This is a genomic window from Leucobacter holotrichiae (assembly GCF_055791005.1).
The window spans coordinates 658,801-682,548 of sequence record NZ_JBVUAC010000001.1 but is presented as its reverse complement, the minus strand read 5'-3'; the positions used below and the strand labels follow the sequence as shown (position 1 = coordinate 682,548).

Sequence of the window (23,748 nt, the reverse complement as noted above, 5' to 3'; positions counted from 1 at the left end):
GTGATGAGCACCCTCGCGTTCACCAAGGGCCATGGTACGGGCAACGATTTCGTGCTGTTCACCGACCCCGAGGGTGAGCGGCCCCTGAGCCCCGAGCAGATCCGCTTCCTCTGCGATCGCCGCTTCGGTGTCGGAGCCGACGGGGTGATCCGCGCGGTGCGTTCGCGCGCGATCCCCGAGGGGGCGGCGGTGCTCGCCGAGGAACCCGAGGCCGAGTGGTTCATGGACTACTGGAATGCCGACGGCACGCCCGCCGAGATGTGCGGCAACGGGATCCGGGTCTACGCCCACTACCTCATCACCGAGGGGCTGGTCGCCCCCGAGCGCCGCGACACCCTGCCGATCGGCACGCGCGCCGGTGTGAAGGACGTGCTCGCCGGCGTCTCGGGCTACACGGTCGACCTGGGTCGCTGGCGCCTCGCGGAGGATCGGCTCGTCTCCGCCTACGGCCTGGATGTGGCCCGCCCGGGTCTCGGGATCGACCTCGGCAACCCGCACGTGGTGACGGCTCTTGCGCATGTGGGAGAACTCGAGGGCCTCGACCTGCACCGTGTCCCGTCGCTCGACCCGGCACCCGCGGAGGGCGCCAACGTGGAGTTCGTGGTTCCCGAGGATCCGCTCATCAAGGACGGCATCGCGCGCATCCGCATGCGCGTGCACGAGCGCGGTGTGGGGGAGACCCTCTCGTGCGGCACGGGCACCGCGGCCGCAGCGCTGGCGTTCCGGCACTGGGGAGGCGAGGGGATGCCGAACCACTGGCGAGTGGACGTGCCCGGCGGGCGACTCGCGGTGCGCATGTTCCCGACCGAGGAGGGCGAGCACGTCTCGTTGAACGGACCCGCGGAGCTGGTCTACACCGGGGAGATCGAGCTGCCGTAGGCTTTCGCTCCCTGCCCCGGGAACGGCACCCCTGGGCGGCACCCTCCGCGCGCCCCCAGAGCGCGAACCTCGCTTCCCCAGTCTGCTCTGCGTTCGGAAGCCCGCTCCTCGCTCCCTGAACCTGTCGAAGGGAGCGAGGAGCGACATCGACGAACCCGTTTGCAACAAGACAATAAGTTTGTATTATGGTGATGTTCGAATGACCGCATCGATGACGAAGTGGGAAGCATGGCACGCAATGAGGCACGCAGGGCGGTGATCTGCCCCTGTCACGACGTCACCGTCGGGGACATCGAGGATGCGGTCGATCACGGCCACACCGACCCCGAGACGATCAAGCGGGCCACCGCTGTCTACATGGGTGCGTGCCAGGGAAAGTTCTGCTCGCCGCTCGTGCAGCGGCTGCTCGCCGAGCGGGGTGTCGAGCGAACGGGGGAGCAGCGGCGCCCGGCCGCCAGGATCCCCGTCGTTCCGGTGCCGCTCGGGACGCTCGCATGCGGCGCTCATGACGCTGACGCGGATGGCTCAGCGGGGAGCGCCCGGCAGAAGGGGGCCGAGTGATGGCGCTGCCAGGTGTCTCATCTGAGCCGCTGCGCGCCGGCTACGACACGATCATCATCGGTGCCGGGGTGCAGGGCGTTGCGATCGCCTACGAACTCGCGAAGCGCGGCCACACGGACGTGCTGGTGATCGATCGCTCCTGGCCGGGCGGCGGCGCGAGCGGACGCAACGGCGAGCTGATCCGCTCGGCCTTCGCCTCGCGCGAGTGGTGCGACCTGTTCGAGCTGTCGCGCCAGAAGTGGCTGGGGCTGTCCCAGGAACTCGGCATGAACGTACTGTTCAACCGCACGGGTTACGCCGTCGTCGCGTCGACCGAGGAGCAGTGGCAGCAGTGCCGCGCGGACCACGGCTTCCAGGCGGGGCTCGGGATCCGGACCGAACTGCTCGACGAGGCAGAGGCCAGGCGGGTGCTGCCGGCCGCGAATCCCGATCTCGTGCGCGGAGCGGTGCTGCAGGAGCAGGCGGGCTTCGCCCACCACGACTCGGTCGTCGCGGCGTACCTCGAGAACGCGGCGCGCCTCGGCGTCCAGGTCGTCGCGGGCGAAGCCGTCGTCGGGCTGCTGCGCGAGGGCGACGCCGTCGTCGGCATCCGCACCGCCGGCTCCGGTGAGGTGCGCGCCCGCGTCGTCGTCAACGCCGCGGGCGGTCAGGCGCTCGAGATCAACGCCATGGCCGGGCTCGAGATGCCGCTCGTCGCCGCGCGGCTCGAGATGATCGTCACGCAGTCGGTGAAGCCGTTCCTCAAGCCCGGAGTGGCGGCGCTCGAACTGCTCGGGTATTGCCATCAGACGGGTCGCGGGGAGTTCGTCGGCGGCACGGAGCTGCCGCGCGTCGATGAGAGCACCAGCCTCAACGGCACCTGGACCGTGCTGCAGGACATCGCGACGAAGTTCGTGCGGCTCTTCCCGATGCTGGCCGGTGTGCGACTGCTGCGGCACTGGGCCGGGACGGTGAGCCAGACCCCCGACCTCGCCCCCGTGCTGGGGCCGGTGCCCGAGGTCCCCGGCCTGCTGCTCAGCGTCGGCTGGGTCTACGGCTTCATGGGAGCTCCGGGAGCGGCGGAGCTGCTCGCCGAGCACATCGTCTCTGGCGGGACGGACCGGCGGATGGCCCCGTTCGGCATCGAGCGCACGCGCACAGGCGACTGGATCCGCGAGGGATCCCTCGTGGTGGACATGGATCTGGAGCAGGAACGATGACGACCGACCGCGAGCTGAGCTTCACCTTCGAGGGGCGCGACGTGACCGCCCGCGAAGGCCAGTCGATCGCCGGTGCCCTGCAGGCGACGGGCAGGCGCACGCTGTCGCGGGGCGTCAAGTACCACCGTCCGCGTGGTTACACCTGCGGCTTCGGGGCGTGCGGCGACTGCCCGCTCAGGATCGACGGCATGCCTGCGACGGTGTCGTGCACGACACCGGTGCGGGGCGGCGAGGTCGTGCGGCGGGAGGGCGGCGTCCCGAACGCAGGCTTCGACCTCCTGCGCGCGGCGGATCTCATGCGCCCGTTCCTGAAAGCGGGGTTCCAGTTCAAGCTGTTCGCGCGCCAGCCCCGGCTGTCGAAGCTCGCGGGCGCCGTGCTCGGCGCGCTCGCCGGGGGCGGTCGCGCGCCGAGCGCTGAGGCGGTCGCGCGTGCCACCGGCATCCGCGCCTCGGAGCGAGAGATCGACGTGCTCGTGATCGGCGGCGGCGCGAGCGGGCTGGCGGCCGCGCTCGCGGCCGCCGACGCGGGCGCGAGCGTGACGCTCGTCGATCACGAACTCCTGGGAGGTAGGAGCCGCGTGCGCACGGAGCCGATCCGGGTCGGGGACGCCGAGAAGCGCCCATCGGAGATCGTGGGGGACCTGCTCCGTCGCGCGGCGGATCACCCCGGGATCGAGATGCTGCGCGGTTCGGCGATCGGCCTCATCGACGGGCTCGTCCCGGTCGTGGAAGCGGGCGGGGGAGCGCGCCACGACGTGCGCGCCACGGCGATCGTGCTCGCGACCGGCAGCTACGAGACGCCGATCCCCGTGCCCGGTCACGACCTCCCCGGTGCGATGCTCGCCGACGGCGCTCTGCGCCTTGCGGCCCTGGAGCGGGTCCGACCGGGCCGCCGAGCGGTCGTCATCGACGGCGATCCGCGGGCTTCGCAGGTCGCCGAGGAGCTCCGCCGTCACGGTGTCGAGATCGTGGCGACCGTTCCCGCGGAGCGCGTCGAGCGAGTCACGGGCTGGTCGCGTGCGACGGGCGTGCGGCTCGCCGCGCCGTCCCGCACGATCCGGGCGGATCTCGTCTGTCTCGTCGGCCCGCGCCGGCCGGCGGAAGAGCTCGCGCTCCACGCGGCGTACGGCGACGCGGGATCCCACGAGCTCGTCGGCTCGGACGGGGCCGGGCGACCCGCAAGCGAACGGATCGCGATCGTCGGCTCGGCGCAGGGCGACGCCCGTTACTCGCTCGACGACGCCGCCGCCGCCGGCGTCCGCGTCGCCGGACTCGCGCCGAACCGGGCGCGGCACCCGCGCGGTTCCGGTACCTGACGCGACCACCAGCACCAGCATCACAACCCAGCACAGCGAAGTGAACAAGGAGAACACCATGAAGATCATCAGTAAGGCGCTTTCGGCGACCGCCCTCGTGGCGGCGGGTGCGCTCGCCCTCACCGCGTGCTCCGGCGGCGGAGGCGGCGACGGCGAGGGCGGCGGCAGCACGACGATGACTGTCGTCTCGTACGGCGGCCCCTACCAGGAAGCGCAGTCGACGGCCTTCTTCCAGCCGTTCGCCGAGGAGACCGGGATCGAAGTCGTCGAGGACAGCCCGACCGACTACGCCCAGCTCCGCAGCATGGTCGAAAGCGAGCGCCCGACCTGGGATCTCGTGCTGGTCGCCAACGACTTCGGCACGACCGCGGACGCCGACTACCTCGAGCCGATCGACTACGACGTGGTCGAGCAGGATCAGCTCATCGAGGGGGCGGCTCAGGAGTACCGCGTCGCGGCGGACATCGAGGCCACGGTGCTCGCCTACCGGAGCGACGAGTACGACGCCGCGCCCTCCTCCTGGGAGGACCTCTTCGACACCGAGCGGTTCCCGGGCAAGCGCATGTTCAACAAGCACGTCGCGGGCGGTGCGCTCGAGGCGGCCCTGCTCGCCGACGGCGTCGCACCCGAGGATCTCTTCCCGCTCGACGTGGACCGCGCGCTGGAGAAGCTCGACACGATCAAGGACGACATCGTGTGGTGGGAGACCTCCGCGCAGTCGCAGCAGCTGCTCGCCTCCGGCGAGGCGTCGATCGGGCTCGCCTGGGTCGGCCGCGCGGTCGACGCGGGCAAGGAGGCGCCGGTCGGCATCAGCTGGGACTCGTGGCTGCAGGTCGACGCCTACTGGGTGATCCCGAAGGGCGCACCGAACGCGGAGAACGCGCAGGAGGCGCTCGGCTTCCTGCTGCAGGAGGACCCGCAGATCGAGTTCGCCTCGCTCAGCGACTACGGCCCGGTGAACGCGGCGGCCGCCGAGAACCCCGAGGTGATGCAGAACGAGAACCGTCCGACCAACCACCTCGACACCCGGGTCGGGATCGACGACGAGTGGTGGGGCGAGCACCAGGAGGACATCGACCGGGAATTCCAGGAATGGCTGCTCAGCTGACGACGGCACGGCCCGCCGGAGCGCGGTGGGCGGGGTGGCTGCTGCTCCTCCCCGCCGCGCTGCTGCTCGCGCTCTTCTTCGTCGTCCCGCTCGTCCTGATGATCCAGACGAGCTTCCGCGACGGCATCGAGACGTATCGCGAGATCTTCACCTCGCCGATCTACGCCCTCGTGCTCTGGAACACGCTGCGGACGGCCGTGCTCACGACGCTGTTCTGCCTGCTGCTCGCCTACCCGTACGCCTACGTGCTGACCCGGGTGGGGCCGCGCACGCGGCTCCTCATGCTCGGCCTCGTGCTCCTGCCGTTCTGGACGAGCCTGCTCGTGCGGAGCTTCGCGTGGGTCGGGCTGCTGCAGGACTCCGGGATACTGAACGGCGCGCTCACGGCCCTCGGGCTGGTCGACGACCCGCTGCAGCTGATCCGCACCCCGGCGGGTGTGCTCATCGGCATGGTGCACGTGCTGCTGCCCTACATGGTGCTGCCGCTCGTGACGACGATGGGGCAGATCGATCCCTCGGTGCTGCGCGCGGCGGGCAGCCTCGGCGCCGGCCCGTTCCGCCGCTTCCTCCGGGTGTTCCTGCCGCTCAGCCTGCCCGGCGTGCTGTCGGGCTGCGTGCTCGTGCTGGTGCTCTCGCTCGGGTTCTACATCACGCCCGCGCTGCTCGGAGACGCGCGAGACGCGATGATCGGCGAGACCATCGTGCAGGAGGTCACCAGATACGGGCCGGTGACGGCGAGCGCGCTCGGCCTCGTCCTCCTCGTCGGCACGCTCGTCTCGCTCGCGCTGCTGCTCGCCGTGCAGCGGATCGGAACGTCACGAAGGAGCGCGAAATGAAACGTGTGCAGGTGCGCTGGGTGCTGCTCGGCGCCTTCGCGGCGATCGTCGGCGTCTACCTCATGGTGCCGACCCTCATCGTGGTCCCAATGTCGTTCAACGCCTCCTCGGTGCTCGGCGTCTTCGGCGACGGCTGGACGCTCGACTGGTTCGCGCAGATCTTCTCGGAGCGCGACTGGGGCAGGACCGCTCTCACGAGCCTGCAGGTCGCCGTCGGAACGGTGGTGCTCGCCACCTCGGTCGGCACCGCCGCCGCGCTCGGGCTGCAGAAGGTCGCCGCGAAGTGGCGTCTCCCGATCACGGCGCTCATCGTGAGCCCGATGATCATTCCGCCCGTCATCATCGGCATCGGAACCTACGTGCTGTTCCTGAGGTGGTACCTCGACGGATCGGTGCTCGGCCTGATCCTGGCGCACAGCGTGCTCACCCTGCCGTTCGTCGTGGTGACCGTCACCGCGACGCTGTCGCAGCTCGACCCCGTCTACGAGCGAGCGGCCGCGAGCCTGGGGGCCGGCCCGTGGACGCGCTTCCGCAGGGTCACGCTGCCGCTCATCGCTCCGGGCATGTTCGCCGGCGCCCTGTTCGCGTTCGTCATGAGCTGGGACGAGGTCGTCGTCTCGATCTTCCTGACCGACGCGCAGACCCGCACCCTGCCCGTCTTCATGTGGACCCAGGTCCGCACCCAGCTCACGCCCACCCTCGCAGCGGTCGGCGTGTTCCTCACCGTCCTCTCCATCGTCGCGCTCGTCTCGATGCGTCGACTCCAGAAGGGAAACGACCGATGACCGCAAGTACGAGCGCCCCGCGGGGCGCGCACGATCCGGCCGGCGCTGAATACGCGCTCGAGGTGCGTGGCGTCTCGAAATACTACGGCTCGCAGGCCGCGGTCGACGACGTGTCATTCGCGCTCGAGCCGGGCACGTTCCTCACGATGCTCGGCCCCTCGGGCTCGGGCAAGACGACGACGCTCAACATGATCGCCGGGTTCGCGGCGCAGGATCGCGGGACGATCACGGTCGCCGGTCGCGACATCTCGTCGATTCCGCCCCACCGGCGCGGCATCGGCGTCGTGTTCCAGAACTACGCTCTGTTCCCGCACCTCACCGTCGAGCAGAACGTCGCGTTCCCCCTCGAGATGGAGGGGATGCGGCGACAAGAGGCGCTCGTGAAGGCGCGCGAAGCACTCGAAATGGTCGAGCTGGGCAACCGGGCGACGCACAAACCGCGCGAGCTCTCCGGCGGCCAGCAGCAGCGCGTCGCCCTCGCCCGCGCGGTCGTGTTCGAGCCCCCGCTGCTGCTCATGGATGAGCCGCTCGGCGCCCTCGACAAGCGGTTGCGCACGCAGATGCAGATCGAGATCATGCGGATCAGCCGCAACCTCGGCTCGACCGTGGTCTACGTCACCCACGACCAGGAGGAGGCGCTCGTCATGAGCGACCTCATCGCGGTCTACAACAACGGCGGGATCGAGCAGATCGGCTCGAGCCGCGAGCTCTACGAGACGCCGAGGACGCGCTTCGTCGCGGACTTCATCGGGGAGTCAGTGCTCCTGCCGTGCGTCGCCGAGCCCGACGGCAGCTGCCACGGGCTCGGCTGGCAAGGTGCGCTCCCGAGCCGCGCCGAGCTCAGGGACGGCCGCGGCGTGCTCGTGCTCCGACCCGAGGATCTCACGATCACCCAGGAGGAAGCGGGCTTCGGCCACGGCGGTGGAGCCTCTGCCGCGAACAGCATCGCGGGCACCGTGACCGACGTGATCTACGTGGGCTCGGCGCTGATCTCGCTGGTGCGGACCGACGACGGGCTGGAGATCGAGGTGCGGGCTCCCCGCTCGGAGGCCGCTCTCGCGGTCGGTCGCGGGGACCGCGTGCGCGTCGGCTGGCGGCCGGAGAGCGCCGTGGTGGTTCCCGACGAGGAGAGCGCGGCGCGTGGCGGAGACGGGGATCTCGCCACGAGCCAGCTGCTCGCCCCCGGACGGTGATCGATCATGAGAAACGGTGAGATATCCCACTGGATGCGTTCGCGGGGAATCGCCCCCGGCCACGTCGATCCGTCGCGTCCGCAGCTGGCGGAGGACCTCGACGCCGATGTCTGCATCGTCGGCGCCGGCTTCACCGGCCTCTGGTCCGCCTTCCACCTGAAGCGGCTCGACCCGGCCCTCAGGATCGTGGTGCTCGAGCGGGAGACGGCCGGTTACGGGGCCTCGGGCCGCAACGCCGGCTGGCTGTCCCCGCTCGTGCCGGGCAACCGGAGAGTGTTCTCGAGGTCAGCCGGCTCGGACGAGGCCGGCGTGCACCTGCAACGGCGCATGATCGAGGCCGTCGACGAGGTGCTCGACATCATCCGCGCCGAGTCGATCGACGCCGACGCGATCCGCAGCGGCAACATCGTCGTCGCCCGCAACCGGGCGGCGATGCAGCGGCTCCGAGCACGCCTCGCGGGCGATCGCCGGTGGGGATACCGGGCCGACGAGGGAATCGAACTGTCGGCAGGCGAGGTCGTAGAGCGCATCCGGGTGAACGGCGCCGTCGGCGGACTGTTCTACCCCGCAGTCGGGCGGATCGACCCCGGCGGTCTCGTGCGCGGACTCGCTGAGGTCGTCGAGCGCCTCGGGGTGGAGATCCGGGAGCAGAGCGACGTCACCGCGATCGAACCGGGTCTGGCGCGCACGGCCCGCGGTCTTGTGCGCGCGCGGGCCGTGCTGCGCTGCACCGAGGGCTACTCCGTGGGCATCGCCCGCGATCCGCGCCGGATCATCCCGATCAACAGCTCGATCATCGTCACCGATCCGCTTCCGCAGAGCACCTGGGACGAGATCGGGTGGAGCGGGCGAGAGCTCTTCAGCGACGCCGCCCACGTGTTCAGCTACGCGCAGCGCACCGAGGACGGGCGCATCCTGATCGGCGGCCGGGGCAACCCGTACCGCTTCCGGTCGGGCACGGGGGGAGCGGGATCGGTCGACCGCGCGACCGTCGAGTCGCTCGTACGACGGCTCCACACGATGCTTCCGGAGACGAGGCCGCACGGGATCGCGCACACCTGGTCCGGAGTGCTCGGCGTCACCAGGGATTGGTGCGCCTCGGTGCGCTTCGACGAGTCGAGCGGACTCGGCCACGCGCAGGGATACGCAGGCCACGGCGTCACCTCGGCGTACCTCGCGGCGAAGACGCTCGCGGAGGCCGTGCTCGGAGAGCGGAGCGGCGACAGCGCCCTCCCGTGGGCGGGCAGGCAGGCCCGCGACTGGGAGCCCGAGCCGATCCGCTGGGCGGGTGTGCACGCCATGTACCGCATGTTCTCCTTCGCCGACTGGTCGGAGGAACGCAGTCGGGCCGCGAAGACCTCGCTCTTCGCACGCCTCGGTTCCCGTCTCGCCGGCCTGCACGAGTAGTGTGGATCTTGTCGGCCGGCGCGCCGCAATGAAGTCCGGTGAGGAGTGTCCCATGGCAGCGACGGTATTCGCAGACGCCCCCGAGGCGGGCGAGCGGACTCCGCTCGACGCGGTGGCCGAGGAGCGCCGCCGCACGATCCTCACCGCCGCCTCCGAGTGCATCGCCGTGCACGGCTACGACGGGGTGCGCCTGCGCGAGGTCAGTAAGCGCTCCGGCGTTTCGGTGGGTCTGATCCAGCACTACTTCGACACCCGCGACGAGCTTCTCGCGCAGGCGATCCGGCACCTGAGCGAGCGGCTGCTCGCCGAGTTCGCCCGGCACACCACCGAGGATCTCGGTGCGTGGCAGCGGATCGAGGGGCTCGTCGACCGGCTCTGCTCGGTCGATGACCTGCAGGGGCACAGCTTCATGTGGATCGCCTTCGGTGCGGCGGTCTCCGGGCATCCAGAGCTCAGGCCGCACCTCGAGCGCGTCTACCGGTCGTGGGAGGCGTACGTGCGCGGTGCGATCGAGGCCGGGATCGACAGTGGTGAGCTGCAACCGGTTGGCGAGGTGCAGGACACGATCGCCATCTATCTCGCGTTCTTCGACGGGTACGAGTACGACATGGGCACGGGCCTCGTGCCCGCCGACGCCGATGAGCTGCGGCGCCGGGCACTGCTCCTCGGGCGGGCGCTCTTCCGGCCCGCCCTCGCTTCCTGATCCCGTTCCGCGCTCCCCGAACCCGTCGAAGAGAACGAGGATCAGGCCCGCGCCTCGATCACGTGGAATCCCTTGTGCCGACCTGCGCGCGACACCTCGAGTTCGGCGAACTCGGCCGCGATCCAGCGCTGCAGCGAGTCGGCGCCCAGGTGCTTCGCGACCACGAGGAAAGCGGCCCCGCCGGGCACCAAGCGCGACAGCCACTGCCGCAGGATCCCGTGCAGCGTCTCCTTACCCACGCGGATCGGGGGATTCGACCTGATCTCGGCGAAGCGCACCTCCTCGGGCACCTCGTCGGGCGCGGCGACCCGAACGTTCTCGAGCCCGAGCCGTGAGGCGTTCAAGCGTGTCAGCTCGCGAGAGCGCTCGTTGACGTCGATCGCCCAGACCTCTCGATCAGGCGCACTGAGGGCGGCGTCGAGCGTGATCGGGCCCCAGCCGCAGCCGATGTCGAGCACCGGGCCGATCGGTGCCTCTGCGAGACTCGGCAGGTTGCGCAGCAGCGCCTCGGTGCCGCGGTCGAGGTGCTCCGGGCTGAAGACGCCCCCGGCGGTGAGGACGCTGCGCGGGGATCCGCCGAGTACGGCCTCGATCTCGCGGGGGCGGTACTCGCCCGCGGGCATCTCTGAGAAATAGTGCTGCGTCACCCGACCAGTATCCCAGGCGCGCTCGTGAGCACGTCCCGACTCATGGCAGCATGGTTCGCAGGGGCCGCACCCTCGCACGCACCGCGGGCGGGATCCCGCGCCCCGTTCGGCGACGACGCGGACGGCGGATGAGATGACGCAGACGACAGCACGAGAGGCGACGGCGATCGCGGCGATCGCGCAGAGGATCGTCGGCGAGGTGGGGCGCGCGGTCGTGGGCAAAACCGTCGAGATCGAGGCGGCGGTCGCGACGCTGCTCGCCGGCGGGCACCTGCTGATTGAGGACGTTCCGGGGGTCGGTAAGACCACCCTGGCGACGGCGCTCGCCCGCAGCTTCGGCGCGCAGTCGGCGCGCATCCAGTTCACCTCGGATCTGCTGCCGGCCGATGTCACGGGTATCTCGGTCTTCGACCAGGCTGCGAAGGAGTTCCGTTTCCACCCCGGCCCGATCTTCGCGAACATGGTGGTGGCCGACGAGGTGAACCGGTCGACCCCCAAAACGCAGTCGGCCCTGCTCGAGGCGATGGGCGAGGGGCGGGTGACGATCGACGGCACCTCGCACCCGCTGCCCGACCCGTTCATGGTGGTCGCGACGCAGAATCCGCAGGACATGGAGGGCACCTTCCCGCTGCCCGAGGCGCAGCGCGATCGCTTCATGACGCGCATCTCGCTCGGCTACCCCTCGCTCGAGGCCGAGGCGTCCCTGCTGAGCGCAGGCCCGCGCGGCAGCGGGTCGGGCGAACCTCCGGAGCGGCGCGAAGCGGCCGAGTCGGGTGGGGCGGCTACGGGGTCGAGGCCGGGCGCCGGACCGATCGCGGCGATCGAGGCGGTGGTGCCCCTCGAACAGATGGTGTCCGCTCGCGCCGCCGTGGCGCGGGTGCATCTCGCGCCCGAGGTCGCCCGCTACCTCGTCTCGATCGTCGCCGCCACCCGCGAGCATCCGGGCATCGCGCACGGGGCGAGCCCGCGCGCGTCCCTGCATCTGGCGTCGATGGCGCGTGCGCGGGCGGCGATGGGCGGGCGGGCGTTCGTCTCACCCGACGACGTCGCGTCGCTGGCCAGGATCGTGCTGTCGCACCGCCTCGTCACCGGAGATCTGCACGGCTCGGCGTCCGAGGCGCTGGCCTCGATGGATCGGGCGGTCGAGTCGATCGTCGCGCGGACCGAGGTTCCCGGGCTGCGATGAACGTCGCGGCCCGGTCGAAGCGCGCGTCTCGCGGTCGCGCGGCGGTGCGGCGCCCTCCAGTCCCGCTGTTGCTCACGTCGCGCGGCGGCGGACTGCTCGCGCTCGCCGTCGCGGTCTGCGGTATCTGGGCGGCGGTGAGGCTGCGGGATCTGCTGGCGCTCGCCGCGCTCGCCGTCGCAGCGGTGCTGGTCTCCGTGCTGAGTCTGCTGCTCGTCCGATGGCGCGGTCGGATGCGGGCGACGGTCGAGGTGGACGCGGTCGCGCCGATGGTCGGCGACGCGGTGACCGTGACTGCCGCGCTGCAGCAGCGGCTGCCGTTCAGGCAGAGCGCCGAGCTGGTGTGGCGAGGCCCTGAGGCTTCACGGGTGACGCCGGTCGAACTGCCCGCTCGGGGCGAGTCGCGGGTGGTGTCGGAATGGCGAGCGACGCGACGTGGCCTCTTCGTGATCGAGGCCGCTGAACTGGCGCTGATGGATCCGCTGGGCCTGGCACGACTGCGTGTACCGCTGCGGGCGCGAACCGAGCTGCTCGTACTGCCGGCTCTGCTGCCGCCCGAGTCGGTGCCGTCGGGGATCGGCGGGAAAAGTGCGCGTGCGGCCCTCGCCGGCGCCTCCGCGGCGATCGGCGATCGCCCCCACGACGTGGGGGACGCCGACGGGCGATTGCGTGAGTACCTGCCGGGGGATTCGCCGCGTCGCGTGCACTGGAAGCAGAGCGCACGCCAGGACCGGCTGCTGGTGAGCGTGCCCGAGCAGGGCGGCGGTGAGGCGCTCGCGATCGTTCTGGTGCTCGACTCTGCGGCGTACCGGGGAGACGCCGAGTTCGAGCACGCGGTGTCGCTCGCAGCGACGCTCGTGCTGCGCGGCGGTGATCACGGCGCGGCGAGGTCGTCGACCGCTCTGTACACGGTACGGCCGGGCGCGGCCGCGGGCGCGGGCACGCGTGGGGGCGCGCCGGTCGTCGAGCGCGCCGCCGCTGCGCGGGGGGCCGCGCTGCGCGTGCTGGCTCTCGCGGAGCGGGCGAACGGCGAGACGGCGTCGGCTCCCGCGCACCGGACGCGACCGCTCGCGGTTCCCGCGTCGGTGATCATCACGGGCCGGATCACGCCGAACGTGGCCGCCCTCGCCGCCCGCTCGGCGGCTGGAACGGTCATCTCGGTGGCCTCGACCGCGGCGGCTTCATCGGTCGCGACGGATTCTCCGGGAACAGCGGAGCCGCCGGGGACCATCGATCCCGAATCCCGCACCGCGATCCCGAGCGGATGGACGGTCGTCCGCGTGCAGATACCCGCGCCGGAGTACGCACGATGAGCCCCCGCGAACCCGTCGGCGCCCGGGGCCCGATCCCATCCACTTCTGCGGCTGCCGCCCCTTCTACGGCCAGTCGACCGCTGCTCGCCTCCGCGCTGCTGTTCGTCCTGTGGACGGTTGCGCTGATCGAGCTGCGCGAGCTCTTCGTCGGTACGCCCTGGACGCTGCGGGCGCTGATCACCGCGGCCGGGGCGCTGCTGGCATCCGGTCTGCTTGCGCGCGCGATTCCGGGGCGGCGCGCCCTCGCGTGGCTTTCGGGCGCCATCGTCGGGGTCGTCCTGCTCGCGCTGTGGATCTCGCTCGACGGGCGGCTGATCGCCTGGCTCGAGCAATCGTGTGCGCTCACCCAGCAGACCTCCCTGGCGATGGCTCGCGGAGTGCCGCCGGTGACGCTCGAGGGTCCGCTGCTCGACGCGGTGCTCGTGGCCTGGCTGCTGGGTCTGCTGCTCTCGTCGCTGCTGCTCGTGCGGTTCGGGCGCGGCTTCGCAGCGGGCCTGGTGCCGGTCCTCCTGATGCTCGGGCCCGCGCTCATCACGTCGGTACGGGTTCCCGCGTCGCTGCTGCTCGTCACAGGCCTGCTGCTGCTCCTGATGCTGTGGGCCGAGGTTCCGACGCGGGTCGGTCGGTGGCGCGGGATCGCCGCGGCGGGTCTCGCGCTCGCGCTCGCGGCGGGTCTCCTCGCAGTGCTTCCCCCGAGCCGGGATCGGGTGTGGAACACCGACGCGATCTCGGCCTCGCCGGTCGCAGCCGGGGTGCCCGACGTGACGATCGCGCTGGCTGAGGATCTCCGCCGGCGCAGCAACGCGATCGCGTTCGAGTACACCGGCAGCTATGGCAACCCGTCGCGCTTCACCCTCGCCGTGCTCTCCGATTTCCGCCGAGGGACCTGGCTGCCCGAGGATGAGCCGGATGCCGAGGGCCGGTCGGTCGGCGTCTCCCGCAGCCCGCTGCGGGCGGAGGAGGAGCGGGGAGCATGGCCGTTCGGCCGGGAGCCGGGGGTGGACGTGCGCGTCGTGGGCCTCCGCAGCGCCTGGCTGCCGCTGCCGCCGACGGCGGACCGGGTCGAGGTGGTGCGGGGAGCCTTCGATCCCGAGCAGTGGATCTGGGGCGAGGGCACCGCGACCGCGCGCTCCGAGACCGCACTGACCCGGCAGGATCAGGAGTACCGCGTGCTGCTCGCCGACGGGACGGTCGACGAGACCGGGCAGTATTTCCCGCCGGGCGTCGATCCGGCCGGACTCGCCGACCCCGACCGCTACCTCGCGCTGCCGGAGGAGTTGCCCGCAGCCCTCTCCGCCGCGGCGGGGGAGGTGGCCGGGCAGGCGGAGACCTCTCTGGCCCAGCTCTCCGAGGTGATGGGCGGGATCGACGTCGTCGGCTCCGACGGAACCGTCAGCGGCATTCCCGGGGCTGAGATCACGATGAGGTACCTCTCGGAATCGGGCGAGGGGATCGAGGTCATCCTCCCGAACGCGAACGGGATGCTTGTGAGTGAAGCGACGCTGCCCGCCTGGGCGACCGCCAGCGCGCTCGAGGGGTGGTTCCGTTCGGGCGAGTTCGTCTACGATGAGCAGGCGCCCTACGAACCCGGCGCCGATCCCGACGATCCGTACTCGATGATGGAGTCGTTCCTCGCGCAGCGCGCGGGCTTCTGCGTGCACTTCGCCTCCACCTACGCCGTGATGGCGCGAACACTCGGGTTGCCGGCCCGGGTCGCGGTCGGATACGTCGCGCGCTCCCAGAACACCGGGTGGACTCCCGTGCGGGCGCGCGAGCTGCACGCCTGGCCCGAGGTCTACCTCGAGGGTCAGGGATGGACGGCGTTCGAACCCACTCCGGGCGGCGCCGGCCATCGCGCCGAGACCGGTGAACTGTACCGCGAGGATCCCGACCCGGACTCCGGCAACGATGACACGTCCGCGACGGAGCAGACGACGCCCGCGACGCAGGAGCCCGATCCCGCGCCCGAGGACCCCGGGACCGACCTACGCACGACCCCGCGCGACCGGGGAGACGCGCAAGTCGGATCCGTCTCTCGGCTCGGGATCCCGCTCGCGGTGTTCGCGACCTTCGTCGGCTTGCTCTGCCTGACTCCGCTCGTGCGCGCCCTGCGGAGACGGGGGCGGTTACGGGGGATCGCGCGCGGAGACGAGCCCGCCGCGAGGGCCTGGGCCGAGCTCATGGACACCGCCGTGGATCTGGGGCTGTATACGCCGGGAACATCGTCGGCCCGGGCGCGCACACCGGAGGCCGTCATCGAGTACCTCGCGGAGGCGGGGGCCTTCGGCGAGGATCCCGGTGCAGACGCGGAGCGGGCGGCCCGGAAACTCGCGGAGGCGGTGGTCGCGGAGCGCTACGCCGGCGTTGCCGAGGAACCGGCCGGGCCCATCGGGTCGAATCATGCGGGCGACTCGACCAGTCCGGGCGATGCGAGCGGGCCGGCGTTGCGCGCGCACCTGGCGCGGGCGACGCGGGCGCTGCGGTCTCGGGCGGGACGGCGCGGGAGGGTTCGGGCCGCGCTGCTGCCGCGCTCGCTGGCACGTCGCGCGATGCGCCCAGGGCGAACGGCCGACACGCCCGGCCGCGATCCGCGTACACTGGAGGCCAGATGACGAAACGCCTCACTGAAGACTCAGCACTCACGAACGAAACCGACGAGCACCGCACCGATGGCGGCGAGCAGCGCGATGACGCGCGTGGCGACGCCCCCGAAACGTCCGACCGTCCCGATGCTCATCCGACCCCGGCCGACCCGCTCGACCGGGTGCTCTCGCGCGCCTCCGGGTCGGGATCAGCCGCCGTGTTCCGCGACCTGAGCGGTGCTCAGGCCCTCGGCGACGAGGAGCATGATCGCCTCTCCGACGACTTCGACCTGATCCGTCTCGAACGAGAGGAGCGTGCGTCGCTCAAGCGCGTCGTGGGCCTCTCGACCGAGCTCGAGGATGTCACCGAGGTCGAGTACCGCCAGCTGCGCCTCGAGAACGTCGTGCTGATCGGGGTCTACTCCGGCTCGGGTCAGACCGGCCTCGAGGAGGCCGAGAACTCCCTGCGCGAGCTCGCCGCGCTCGCCGAGACCGCCGGTGCGCGCGTGCTCGACGGGCTGTTGCAGCGCCGCGCGAACCCCGACCCCGCGACCTATCTCGGCAAGGGCAAGGCGCAGGAGCTCGCCGAGCTCGTCGCCGCCGTCGGCGCCGATACCGTCGTGGCCGACACCGAGCTGGCCCCCTCGCAGCGCCGTGCGCTCGAGGACGTGGTGAAGGTCAAAGTGATCGACCGTACCGCTGTGATCCTCGACATCTTCAGCCAGCACGCGAAGAGCCGCGAGGGCAAGACCCAGGTCGAGCTCGCGCAGCTCGAGTACCTGCTGCCGCGTCTGCGCGGCTGGGGCGAATCGATGTCGCGTCAGGCGGGCGGCCAGGTGGGATCCGGGGGAGCCGGCATGGGATCCCGCGGCCCCGGCGAGACGAAGATGGAGCTGGATCGCCGTAAGATCCACACCCGCATGTCGAAGCTGCGCAAGCAGATCGCGGGCTTCGCCCCTGCGCGCGACGCGAAACGCGCGAATCGCAAGCGCGGCGAGGTGCCGTCGGTCGCGATCGCGGGCTACACGAACGCGGGGAAGTCGAGCCTGCTCAATCGGCTCACCGGCACGCAGGAGCTCGTGCAGAACCAGCTCTTCGCCACGCTCGACACGGCGGTGCGCCACGCGGAGACCGCGGACGGACGCAGCTTCACCTACGCCGACACCGTGGGGTTCGTGCGCAATCTGCCGCACCAGCTGGTCGAGGCCTTCCGGTCCACCTTCGAGGAGGTGGGCGAGGCCGATGTGATCCTGCACGTGGTCGACGGTTCGCACCCCGATCCCGCGGCTCAGCTGCGCACGGTGCGCGACGTGATCGCCGAGGTCGAAGCGCAGGGCATCTCCGAGATCGTGGCGTTCAACAAGGCCGACCTGCTCGACGAGTCCCAGCGGCTGGTGCTGCACGGCCTGGCCCCCGACGCGGTGTTCGTATCGGCCCGAACCGGTGAGGGGGTCGAGGAGCTGCGCGCCAGGATCGCGGCCGCGCTGCCGATCCCGGATCGTGAGGTGACGGTCGTCGTACCCTACGAGCGGGGTGAGCTGGTCGCCGAGATGCACGAGCGCAACCGGGTGCTGTCGACGGAGTACGTCGAACAGGGCACGCGCCTGCGGGCGTACGTGACAGCCGAGATGCTGTCGAAGCTCGAGCCGTATCTGGCGTAGGGGGTTTCGTCCAGGACAGCCGAGTGCCCCGCCCCCTTCGACAAGCTCGGGGGGGGGGGGGGGGGCACTCGGCCTCCTGCGGCATCCGCTACTTGCGCAGCGACTCCGCGAGGGAGCGGAAATCCTCGATGAGGATCCCCATGTCGTCCTCGGTGTGGGCGAGCGACACCAGCCACTGCTCGTCGAGTCCGGGAGGGGTGAGTACGCCGCGGTTGACGCCCCAGAGCCACGACAGCTCGGCGACGCCGAAGTCGGTCGCCTTGTAATCGCGGTAGTTGCGCACGGGGGAGGTCGCCCAGGTGACGCAGCCCTTTGCGCCGAGGCCGACCGTGTGAGCCGGCAGCTCGTACTCGCCGATGATCCGATCCATCTCGTCGAGGGTGCGGTTGTTGAGATCCTCGAGGCCCTGGCTGGCCTCGGGGGTGATGAGCTGATCCACCGCGTTCGCCGCTGCCATCACGAGGGCGTTGCCGTTGTAGGTACCGAAGTGGGCCATGCGGCCGTCGACGACGGCGTCCATGACCTCCTGCTTGCCGCCGAACGCGGCGAGCGGCAGCCCGCCGCCGATCGACTTCGCGAGCGTGATGAGGTCGGGCTTCACGCCGAGGCGCTGCGCGGCGCCGCCGTGACCCGCGGTGAGACCGGTCTTCACCTCGTCGAAGATAAGCACGACGCCGTACTCGTCGCACAGCGCGCGCACGCCCTCGAGGTAGCCCTCGTCGGGCAGCACGATCGCGAGGTTCTCGATGACGGGCTCGACGACGAACGCGGCGATGTCGTCGCCGTGCTCGCGGAACGCGCGCTCGAGCTGGCCGAGGTCGTTGTAGGCGACGACGTAGACATCGCCGGGGACCGCGTCGCCCGGCACCTCGGGGATCGGGTTGTCGGCGGGGCCGATGTCCTCGAGCGCCGGCTTCACCGAGACCTGCAGCGCGTCGTAGCCGCCGTGGTAGCCGCCCTCGATCTTCGCGATGCCCATGCGGCCGGTGTAGGCGCGCGCAGTGCGGATCGCGTACATGAGCGACTCGGTACCCGAGTTGGTGAAGCGCAGCATGTCGAGGTCGAAGCGCTTCTTGAAGCGCTCGGCCATGTCGGTGGCCTGCGGCGACGGCGTCACGAACAGCGTGCCGATGTTGTTGAGGGCGTTCGTGACCTCCTCGACCACGAGCGGGTTGAGGTGGCCGACGAGGCCGGCGCCGAAGCCCATCGAGAGATCGAGCAGCTTGTTGCCGCCCACGTCGGTGAGCCACGCGCCGCGGGCGGTCTCGACGGTGATGGGGTACGGATCCCAGTGCTGGAAGGAGCTCGTCACACCCAGCGGCAGCGAACTCGAAGCGCGCTTGTTGTGGTCACCCGAGGCCTGAGACCAGGAGGTGAAGCGCTCCCACTCGGCTACGAGCAGCCGCTGCACGCGATCCTGATCGACCGGCTTCGAAGCGGCGGGGACGACGCGCCGGGTTCCCGGGGCGTTGGATCGGGCGGTGTCGGTCATAGGGGTCCTCCTCTTCAGCAGGGGCGGACGCCGGGCGACGCCGCCTCGCTCAAATTACCTCTCCCGTGCGCTTCGAACAAGACGGCGCGGTGCGGATCCCGCCGCGGCGGGATCCGGATCGCCCGCCGTAACACTTCGTAGTTCACATCGCGCAACATCCGCGGTCGATGTCGCTGATGCGGGATAGCGTGTGGATCACCTGCCGGGTCCCACCCGATCCGGCTCGATTCCCACCCGATTCCCACCCGTGAGGACCTCATGCCCGCAACGACGCACCTGCCCGACGCCACGATCCTCGGGTACCCGCGCCTCGGCCGCCGCCGTGAGCTCAAGCGCGCGATCGAAACCTACTGGAAGGGCGGCACGAGCGAAGCCGAACTCCTCGAGGCGGCCCGCGCGATCCGTGCGGCGACCCGAGCCCGGCTCGTCGAGCTCGGTCTGCCCGCCGAGGGCGGCGCCGTGCCCGAGAGCTTCAGCTTCTACGATCAGGTGCTCGACGCGACACTCGCACTGGGCGCGATCCCGGCCCGATTCGCCGACGTCGCTCAGCGCGACGGTGCGAGCGACCTCGACGTGTACTTCGCGCTGGCTCGGGGCGACGAGGATCACCAGCCGCTCGAGATGACCAAGTGGTTCGATACGAACTACCACTACAGCGTGCCCGAGGTCGATGAGCGCACGCCGTTCGCCGCGAACGCCGCATCGCTCGTCGCCCAGGTCCAGGAGGCGCGGGAGCAGGGCGTCGAGTCGCGGCCCGTGCTCGTCGGCCCCGTCACCTACCTGCTGCTCGCAAAGGCCTCCGACGATGCCGGCGCGGGGTTCAGGCCGATCGACCGTCTCGACGACGCGCTCGCGGCCTATACCGCGCTGCTGGGGGCGCTCGCCGCCGCCGGCGCCCCATGGGTGCAGCTCGACGAGCCGGCGCTCGTCTCGGATTCGCTCCCGGTGCCGCGCGAGGAGATCCTGACGCTGATCGAGCGCGCGTACGGCGTGCTCGGTGCGGCCGACGACCGCCCGCAGATCCTGCTCGCCGCTCCCTACGGCGATGCGTCGAGGGCGCTCGTGCGCCTGGGGGCGCTTCCCGTCGAGGCCGTGCAGACCGACCTGGTGCGAGGCTCGCTGCCGCAGGACTCGCTGGGGTCGGGCGAGCTCGCGCGAGCGTTCGCGGACACGCAGCTCGTCGCGGGCGTCGTCGACGGCCGCAATATCTGGCGCACCGATCTGCGCGCGGCGCTCGCGCTCGCCGAGAACCTGCAGCGGGCCGGCATCGCCACCGTGATCGGCACCTCGAACAGCCTGCAGCACGTACCGCACGATGTGGAGGACGAGTCGAAGCTCGATGCGCGCCTCAAATCGTGGCTGGCCTTCGCCGACCAGAAGACCGAGCAGGTCGCGACCCTGGCCCGTGGCCTCACCGAGGGGACCGCCGCGATCGAGGCCGAGCTGGCCGAGACCGAGCGTGTGCTCGCGGATCGCGCGGCCGCTCCCGGCGTGCGCGTCGACGGCATCCGGGATCGTGTCGCGGCGGTCGCTGAAGCCGATCGCCGTCGCGCCTCCGAGGCCGATCGCCGGGAGGCGCAGGACGCGCTCGGGATCCCGAATCTCGCGACGACCACGATCGGTTCCTTCCCCCAGACCACCGAGATCCGCCAGGCGCGCTCCGCATTCACCAGGGGGCAGATCGACCAGGCGGCCTACGACGGGTTCCTCAGGGAGGAGATCGAGCGGGTCATCCGGCTGCAGGAGCGGATCGGCCTCGACGTGCTCGTGCACGGCGAGGCCGAGCGCAACGACATGGTGCAGTACTTCGCCGAGCTGCTCGACGGATTCGCCGTCACCGAGAACGGATGGGTGCAGTCCTACGGCACGCGCGCCACGCGGCCCTCGATCCTGTGGGGCGACGTGTCGCGCCCGGCTCCGATGACGGTCGCATGGTCGGCGTACGCGCAGTCGCTGACCGATCGCCCGGTCAAGGGTATGCTGACCGGCCCGGTGACGATCCTCGCGTGGTCGTTCGTGCGCGACGATCAGCCGCTCGCCGACACGGCGGGCCAGGTCGCTCTCGCCCTGCGCGACGAGATCGACGACCTCGTCGAGGCCGGTATCAGGATCGTGCAGGTCGACGAGCCGGCGCTGCGCGAGCTGCTGCCGCTCGACGCCGACCGCCAGGCGCCATACCTCGACTGGTCCGTAGGCGCATTCCGTCTCGCGACGAGCGGGGCCGCACCCGAGGTGCAGATCCACACCCACCTCTGCTACTCCGAGTTCGGCGAGATCATCGACGCCGTCGACGGCCTCGACGCCGATGTCACCTCGATCGAGGCCGCCCGCAGCCGCATGGACGTGGTCGAGCCGCTGGGCGAGCACGGGTACTCGCGGGGCATCGGCCCGGGCGTCTACGACATCCACTCGCCGCGCGTACCGAGCGTCGAGGAGCAGACGGAGCTCATCCGCATCGCGGCGGGGCGCATCCCCGGCGAGCAGCTCTGGGTCAACCCCGACTGCGGTCTCAAGACCCGCGGCTACGAGGAGACGGTGGCGAGCCTCACCAATCTCGTGCTCGCCGCGAAGGCCGTGCGCGAAGGCGCGGCGTGACCCTGCAGCCGACCGGGCACGAGCCGTGGCCGACCGACGGGCTCCCCACGGAGCCCGTCGGCTCGCTGCCGCGGCCTGCGCGCCTGCAGCGGGCGGTGCTCGACGCCGAGGCAGGGCTGATCTCGCAGGCCGAGCTGCTGGCGGCGCAGGATCTCGCGGTGCGCGACACGCTCGAACGCCTCGCGGAGACCGGTTCGCCCATCATCACGGACGGCGAGCAGCGGCGGCAGAGCTTCGCGAGTTACCCCCTCGGCACCGACGCGGACGGGGTGGACGAGGGGCCGGTGTTCGCGGTCTTCGCCGACGGGCACCATCGGGTGATCCCGAGTCTCGCGAGGGCGCCGTTCGGCTTCCGCGCCTGGGCCGCCGACGACGTGGCCGCGGCGCGGGCGCTCACCGATCTGCCGCTCAAGCAGGCGGTCGTCTCGCCGTCGATGCTGTCGCTCATGGTGCCGACGGGTGGGCTCGGCGAGTATTCGCGCGAGGATTTCCTGGACGACGTGGTCGACGGCTGCGCCGAGGACATCGAGCGCTGCTTCGCGGCGGGCGCCGCACGGGTCACCATCGATTTCACCGAGGGGCGGCTCGCGCTGCGCCGTGACCTGCGGGCCCCCTGGGCCGGGCCCGATGCGCTCGGCGGTTTCATCGACCTCATGAATCGGGTGCTGGATCGCCTCCTGCCCGAGCAGCGCGCCGCCGTCGGTGTGCACACCTGCCCCGGCAACGACAACGACTCGGCTCACAGCGCGGACGTCGACTACGCCGAGCTGATTCCCGAGCTGTTCCAGATCGAGGCCGGATACTTCCTCGTGCAGGCGGCGGGGGAGAAGGATCCGGACCGGGTGGCCCGCCTCGTGGGCGCGCAACTGCGGGGGAGAGCCTCCGCCGGTGACGCGCCGCGCATGCTCATCGGCGTCACGAACCCGACGAACCCCAAGCTCGAGACGGCCGAGCAGATCCGCGATCAGCTGGTGCGCGCCGCACGCTTCGTGCCGCCCGAACTGCTCGGATCCACCGATGACTGCGGTTTCTCGCCCTACCTGATCGACGAGAAGCCGCGTCACGGCTCGCCAGACTTCGCACGCGACGTGGCCTTCGCGAAGATCGCCGCTCGGGTGCGGGGCACGGCGCTCGCGGCCGAAGCGCTCGCCGGAACTGCCGCGGGTGTGACGGATGCGGCGGGTGCCGCGGGTGTCGGTGCTGTCGCCGGCGTGGAAGCCGCTCGAATCGCCGCGAGCGCGGGGGTCGCGTCGTGAGCCCGCTCCCGCTCGTCGGCAGCGCCGCCACGCGCGCGAGGTTCTCGTTCGAGGTCTTCCCCGCGCGGAGCGGCGCCGCGGCGCTCGCTCTCGGGCACGCCGTGCAGCACCTCTCCGCGGCCGGCCCCGACTTCATCTCGGTCACCTACGGCGCCAACGGATCCAACCGCGATGCGTCGCTCGACCTGCTGCGCTACCTGCGCGACCACACCGACGCGCTGCCGCTCGCGCACCTCACCACGGTGGGTGAGACCCGCGATGCCGTGCGCGACACCGTTCATCGCGTGATGGACGCCGGCGTGCACGACTTCCTGGCGCTGCGCGGGGATCCGCCGCGCGGCCTCGACGAGGGTGACGCCGCCGTACGTGGATCGCTGTCATCGCTCGAACTCGTCGACCTGATCGCCGAGGCGAGAGCCGAACGCCCGCCCCTCACGAGTGTCGGGCGCACCGCAGTAGCCGCCTATCCGAACGGGCACCCCCTCTCGCGGTCTCGCGCGGAGGACATCGAGTGGCTCATCGCGAAGCAGGAGGCGGGGGCGCAGTTCGCGATCACGCAGCTGTTCTTCCGGCCCGATGAGTACCTCGGGTTCGTGAGCAACGCCCGCAGCGCGGGCCTGCGGATCCCGATCCTCCCCGGCCTGATGCCGGTCTCGACGAGCGCGCAGCTGCGCAAGGTGGCCTCGCTGGCGGGTCGGCCGGCGCCGGCGAGTCTCGAGCGGGCGCTCGAGGAGGCCGGCGGCTACGCGCCCGAACTGGGGGTCGAGCACACGGTCGAGCTCGCCCGCGAGCTGCTCGCCGGCGGGGCGCCCTCGGTGCATCTCTACACCTTCAACCGGCACGAGCAGGTGCTCGCCGTGCTGCGGCAGCTCGAGCTGCTCACGCCCGACCCGGTCGCCTGACGGCAGGCGCGCCTGCTGCGGGATCCGTCCTCGGCTGCGCTGTTTCTGCCGCCGCCCGCGTCGTTCGCGCCGCTGCGCCGTTTGCGCCGCCGCGTCGCGCCGGGCGCGACGCGCGCACCGTTGTAGGCCT

19 protein-coding genes are annotated in these 23,748 nt (G+C 71.3%); 17 read left to right on the top strand and 2 right to left on the bottom strand.

What is annotated here, in order from left to right:
• The first annotated feature begins 3 nt into the window (after positions 1-3).
• The 10 genes from dapF (at position 4) to AC0KXF_RS03150 (ending at position 9,987) form a co-directional block, all read left to right on the top strand.
• Positions 4-879 (top strand): diaminopimelate epimerase, encoded by an 876-nt coding sequence (dapF, locus tag AC0KXF_RS03195; protein WP_473107815.1) that lies wholly within the window; start codon positions 4-6, stop codon positions 877-879.
• A gap of 228 nt (positions 880-1,107) precedes the next feature.
• Complete coding sequence (locus tag AC0KXF_RS03190; protein ID WP_473107814.1) at positions 1,108-1,440, top strand: (2Fe-2S)-binding protein; 333 nt, start codon at positions 1,108-1,110, stop codon at positions 1,438-1,440.
• Positions 1,440-2,639, top strand: a complete 1,200-nt coding sequence (locus AC0KXF_RS03185; RefSeq protein WP_473107813.1) for an NAD(P)/FAD-dependent oxidoreductase — start codon at positions 1,440-1,442, stop codon at positions 2,637-2,639. Before AC0KXF_RS03190 ends, AC0KXF_RS03185 begins: the two co-directional genes overlap by 1 nt.
• Entirely contained in the window at positions 2,636-3,955 is a 1,320-nt protein-coding gene (locus AC0KXF_RS03180; protein ID WP_473107812.1) for an FAD-dependent oxidoreductase, read from the top strand. Before AC0KXF_RS03185 ends, AC0KXF_RS03180 begins: the two co-directional genes overlap by 4 nt.
• Before the next feature lie 58 nt (positions 3,956-4,013).
• On the top strand, positions 4,014-5,063 hold the full coding sequence (locus AC0KXF_RS03175) for an ABC transporter substrate-binding protein (protein ID WP_473107811.1): 1,050 nt from the start codon (positions 4,014-4,016) through the stop codon (positions 5,061-5,063).
• Positions 5,048-5,899, top strand: a complete 852-nt coding sequence (locus AC0KXF_RS03170; RefSeq protein WP_473107810.1) for an ABC transporter permease — start codon at positions 5,048-5,050, stop codon at positions 5,897-5,899. The genes AC0KXF_RS03175 and AC0KXF_RS03170 overlap by 16 nt, the downstream gene beginning before the upstream one ends.
• The gene (locus tag AC0KXF_RS03165) at positions 5,896-6,684 is read left to right on the top strand and encodes an ABC transporter permease (protein ID WP_473107809.1); all 789 of its coding nucleotides are present in this window, start codon (positions 5,896-5,898) and stop codon (positions 6,682-6,684) included. Before AC0KXF_RS03170 ends, AC0KXF_RS03165 begins: the two co-directional genes overlap by 4 nt.
• Positions 6,681-7,877, top strand: a complete 1,197-nt coding sequence (locus tag AC0KXF_RS03160) for an ABC transporter ATP-binding protein (protein WP_473107808.1) — start codon at positions 6,681-6,683, stop codon at positions 7,875-7,877. Before AC0KXF_RS03165 ends, AC0KXF_RS03160 begins: the two co-directional genes overlap by 4 nt.
• A 6-nt stretch (positions 7,878-7,883) precedes the next feature.
• Entirely contained in the window at positions 7,884-9,284 is a 1,401-nt protein-coding gene (locus AC0KXF_RS03155; RefSeq protein ID WP_473107807.1) for an NAD(P)/FAD-dependent oxidoreductase, read from the top strand.
• Between the two features lie 52 nt (positions 9,285-9,336).
• Positions 9,337-9,987 (top strand): TetR/AcrR family transcriptional regulator, encoded by a 651-nt coding sequence (locus tag AC0KXF_RS03150; protein WP_473107806.1) that lies wholly within the window; start codon positions 9,337-9,339, stop codon positions 9,985-9,987.
• Between the two features lie 41 nt (positions 9,988-10,028).
• On the opposite strand, the gene AC0KXF_RS03145 is transcribed toward AC0KXF_RS03150, so the two are convergent.
• A complete protein-coding gene (locus AC0KXF_RS03145) occupies positions 10,029-10,634 on the bottom strand; it encodes a class I SAM-dependent methyltransferase (RefSeq protein WP_473107805.1) in 606 nt (201 codons plus the stop codon).
• A 133-nt stretch (positions 10,635-10,767) separates the two neighbouring features.
• Here AC0KXF_RS03145 and AC0KXF_RS03140 point away from each other — a divergent pair, with 133 nt between their 5' ends.
• The 4 genes from AC0KXF_RS03140 (at position 10,768) to hflX (ending at position 17,373) form a co-directional block, all read left to right on the top strand.
• The gene (locus AC0KXF_RS03140; RefSeq protein WP_473107804.1) at positions 10,768-11,820 is read left to right on the top strand and encodes an AAA family ATPase; all 1,053 of its coding nucleotides are present in this window, start codon (positions 10,768-10,770) and stop codon (positions 11,818-11,820) included.
• A 68-nt stretch (positions 11,821-11,888) separates the two neighbouring features.
• A complete protein-coding gene (locus AC0KXF_RS03135) occupies positions 11,889-13,130 on the top strand; it encodes a DUF58 domain-containing protein (protein ID WP_473107803.1) in 1,242 nt (413 codons plus the stop codon).
• Positions 13,127-15,742 carry a transglutaminaseTgpA domain-containing protein gene (locus AC0KXF_RS03130; RefSeq protein ID WP_473107802.1) on the top strand — a complete coding sequence of 872 codons (2,616 nt, stop codon included), beginning with the start codon at positions 13,127-13,129 and terminating at the stop codon, positions 15,740-15,742. The genes AC0KXF_RS03135 and AC0KXF_RS03130 overlap by 4 nt, the downstream gene beginning before the upstream one ends.
• Complete coding sequence (gene hflX / locus AC0KXF_RS03125) at positions 15,739-17,373, top strand: GTPase HflX (RefSeq protein ID WP_473107801.1); 1,635 nt, start codon at positions 15,739-15,741, stop codon at positions 17,371-17,373. Before AC0KXF_RS03130 ends, hflX begins: the two co-directional genes overlap by 4 nt.
• A gap of 88 nt (positions 17,374-17,461) precedes the next feature.
• On the opposite strand, the gene AC0KXF_RS03120 is transcribed toward hflX, so the two are convergent.
• Positions 17,462-18,865 carry an aspartate aminotransferase family protein gene (locus AC0KXF_RS03120; protein WP_473107800.1) on the bottom strand — a complete coding sequence of 468 codons (1,404 nt, stop codon included), beginning with the start codon at positions 18,863-18,865 and terminating at the stop codon, positions 17,462-17,464.
• Between the two features lie 258 nt (positions 18,866-19,123).
• Between AC0KXF_RS03120 and metE the strand changes: the two genes are divergently transcribed.
• From metE to AC0KXF_RS03105, 3 genes are read left to right on the top strand one after another with little or no spacing between them, the layout of a single operon-like run.
• Complete coding sequence (gene metE / locus AC0KXF_RS03115) at positions 19,124-21,460, top strand: 5-methyltetrahydropteroyltriglutamate--homocysteine S-methyltransferase (RefSeq protein WP_473107799.1); 2,337 nt, start codon at positions 19,124-19,126, stop codon at positions 21,458-21,460.
• Positions 21,457-22,716 (top strand): uroporphyrinogen decarboxylase/cobalamine-independent methonine synthase family protein, encoded by a 1,260-nt coding sequence (locus AC0KXF_RS03110; RefSeq protein ID WP_473107798.1) that lies wholly within the window; start codon positions 21,457-21,459, stop codon positions 22,714-22,716. The genes metE and AC0KXF_RS03110 overlap by 4 nt, the downstream gene beginning before the upstream one ends.
• Positions 22,713-23,618, top strand: coding sequence for a methylenetetrahydrofolate reductase (locus AC0KXF_RS03105; protein WP_473107797.1), 906 nt, complete (start codon positions 22,713-22,715; stop codon positions 23,616-23,618). Before AC0KXF_RS03110 ends, AC0KXF_RS03105 begins: the two co-directional genes overlap by 4 nt.
• The last annotated feature ends 130 nt before the right edge of the window (positions 23,619-23,748 follow it).

Bases quoted from the DNA above. Each gene is read 5' to 3' on its own strand.
- AC0KXF_RS03130 (WP_473107802.1), top strand. From the start codon at position 13,127: ATGAGCCCCCGCGAACCCGTCGGCGCCCGGGGCCCGATCCCATCCACT.
- dapF (WP_473107815.1), top strand. From the start codon at position 4: ATGAGCACCCTCGCGTTCACCAAGGGCCATGGTACGGGCAACGATTTC.
- AC0KXF_RS03170 (WP_473107810.1), top strand. From the start codon at position 5,048: ATGGCTGCTCAGCTGACGACGGCACGGCCCGCCGGAGCGCGGTGGGCG.
- AC0KXF_RS03165 (WP_473107809.1), top strand. From the start codon at position 5,896: ATGAAACGTGTGCAGGTGCGCTGGGTGCTGCTCGGCGCCTTCGCGGCG.
- AC0KXF_RS03120 (WP_473107800.1), bottom strand. From the start codon at position 18,865: ATGACCGACACCGCCCGATCCAACGCCCCGGGAACCCGGCGCGTCGTC.
- hflX (WP_473107801.1), top strand. From the start codon at position 15,739: ATGACGAAACGCCTCACTGAAGACTCAGCACTCACGAACGAAACCGAC.
- metE (WP_473107799.1), top strand. From the start codon at position 19,124: ATGCCCGCAACGACGCACCTGCCCGACGCCACGATCCTCGGGTACCCG.
- AC0KXF_RS03180 (WP_473107812.1), top strand. From the start codon at position 2,636: ATGACGACCGACCGCGAGCTGAGCTTCACCTTCGAGGGGCGCGACGTG.
- AC0KXF_RS03190 (WP_473107814.1), top strand. From the start codon at position 1,108: ATGGCACGCAATGAGGCACGCAGGGCGGTGATCTGCCCCTGTCACGAC.
- AC0KXF_RS03185 (WP_473107813.1), top strand. From the start codon at position 1,440: ATGGCGCTGCCAGGTGTCTCATCTGAGCCGCTGCGCGCCGGCTACGAC.
- AC0KXF_RS03175 (WP_473107811.1), top strand. From the start codon at position 4,014: ATGAAGATCATCAGTAAGGCGCTTTCGGCGACCGCCCTCGTGGCGGCG.
- AC0KXF_RS03150 (WP_473107806.1), top strand. From the start codon at position 9,337: ATGGCAGCGACGGTATTCGCAGACGCCCCCGAGGCGGGCGAGCGGACT.
- AC0KXF_RS03140 (WP_473107804.1), top strand. From the start codon at position 10,768: ATGACGCAGACGACAGCACGAGAGGCGACGGCGATCGCGGCGATCGCG.
- AC0KXF_RS03155 (WP_473107807.1), top strand. From the start codon at position 7,884: ATGAGAAACGGTGAGATATCCCACTGGATGCGTTCGCGGGGAATCGCC.
- AC0KXF_RS03160 (WP_473107808.1), top strand. From the start codon at position 6,681: ATGACCGCAAGTACGAGCGCCCCGCGGGGCGCGCACGATCCGGCCGGC.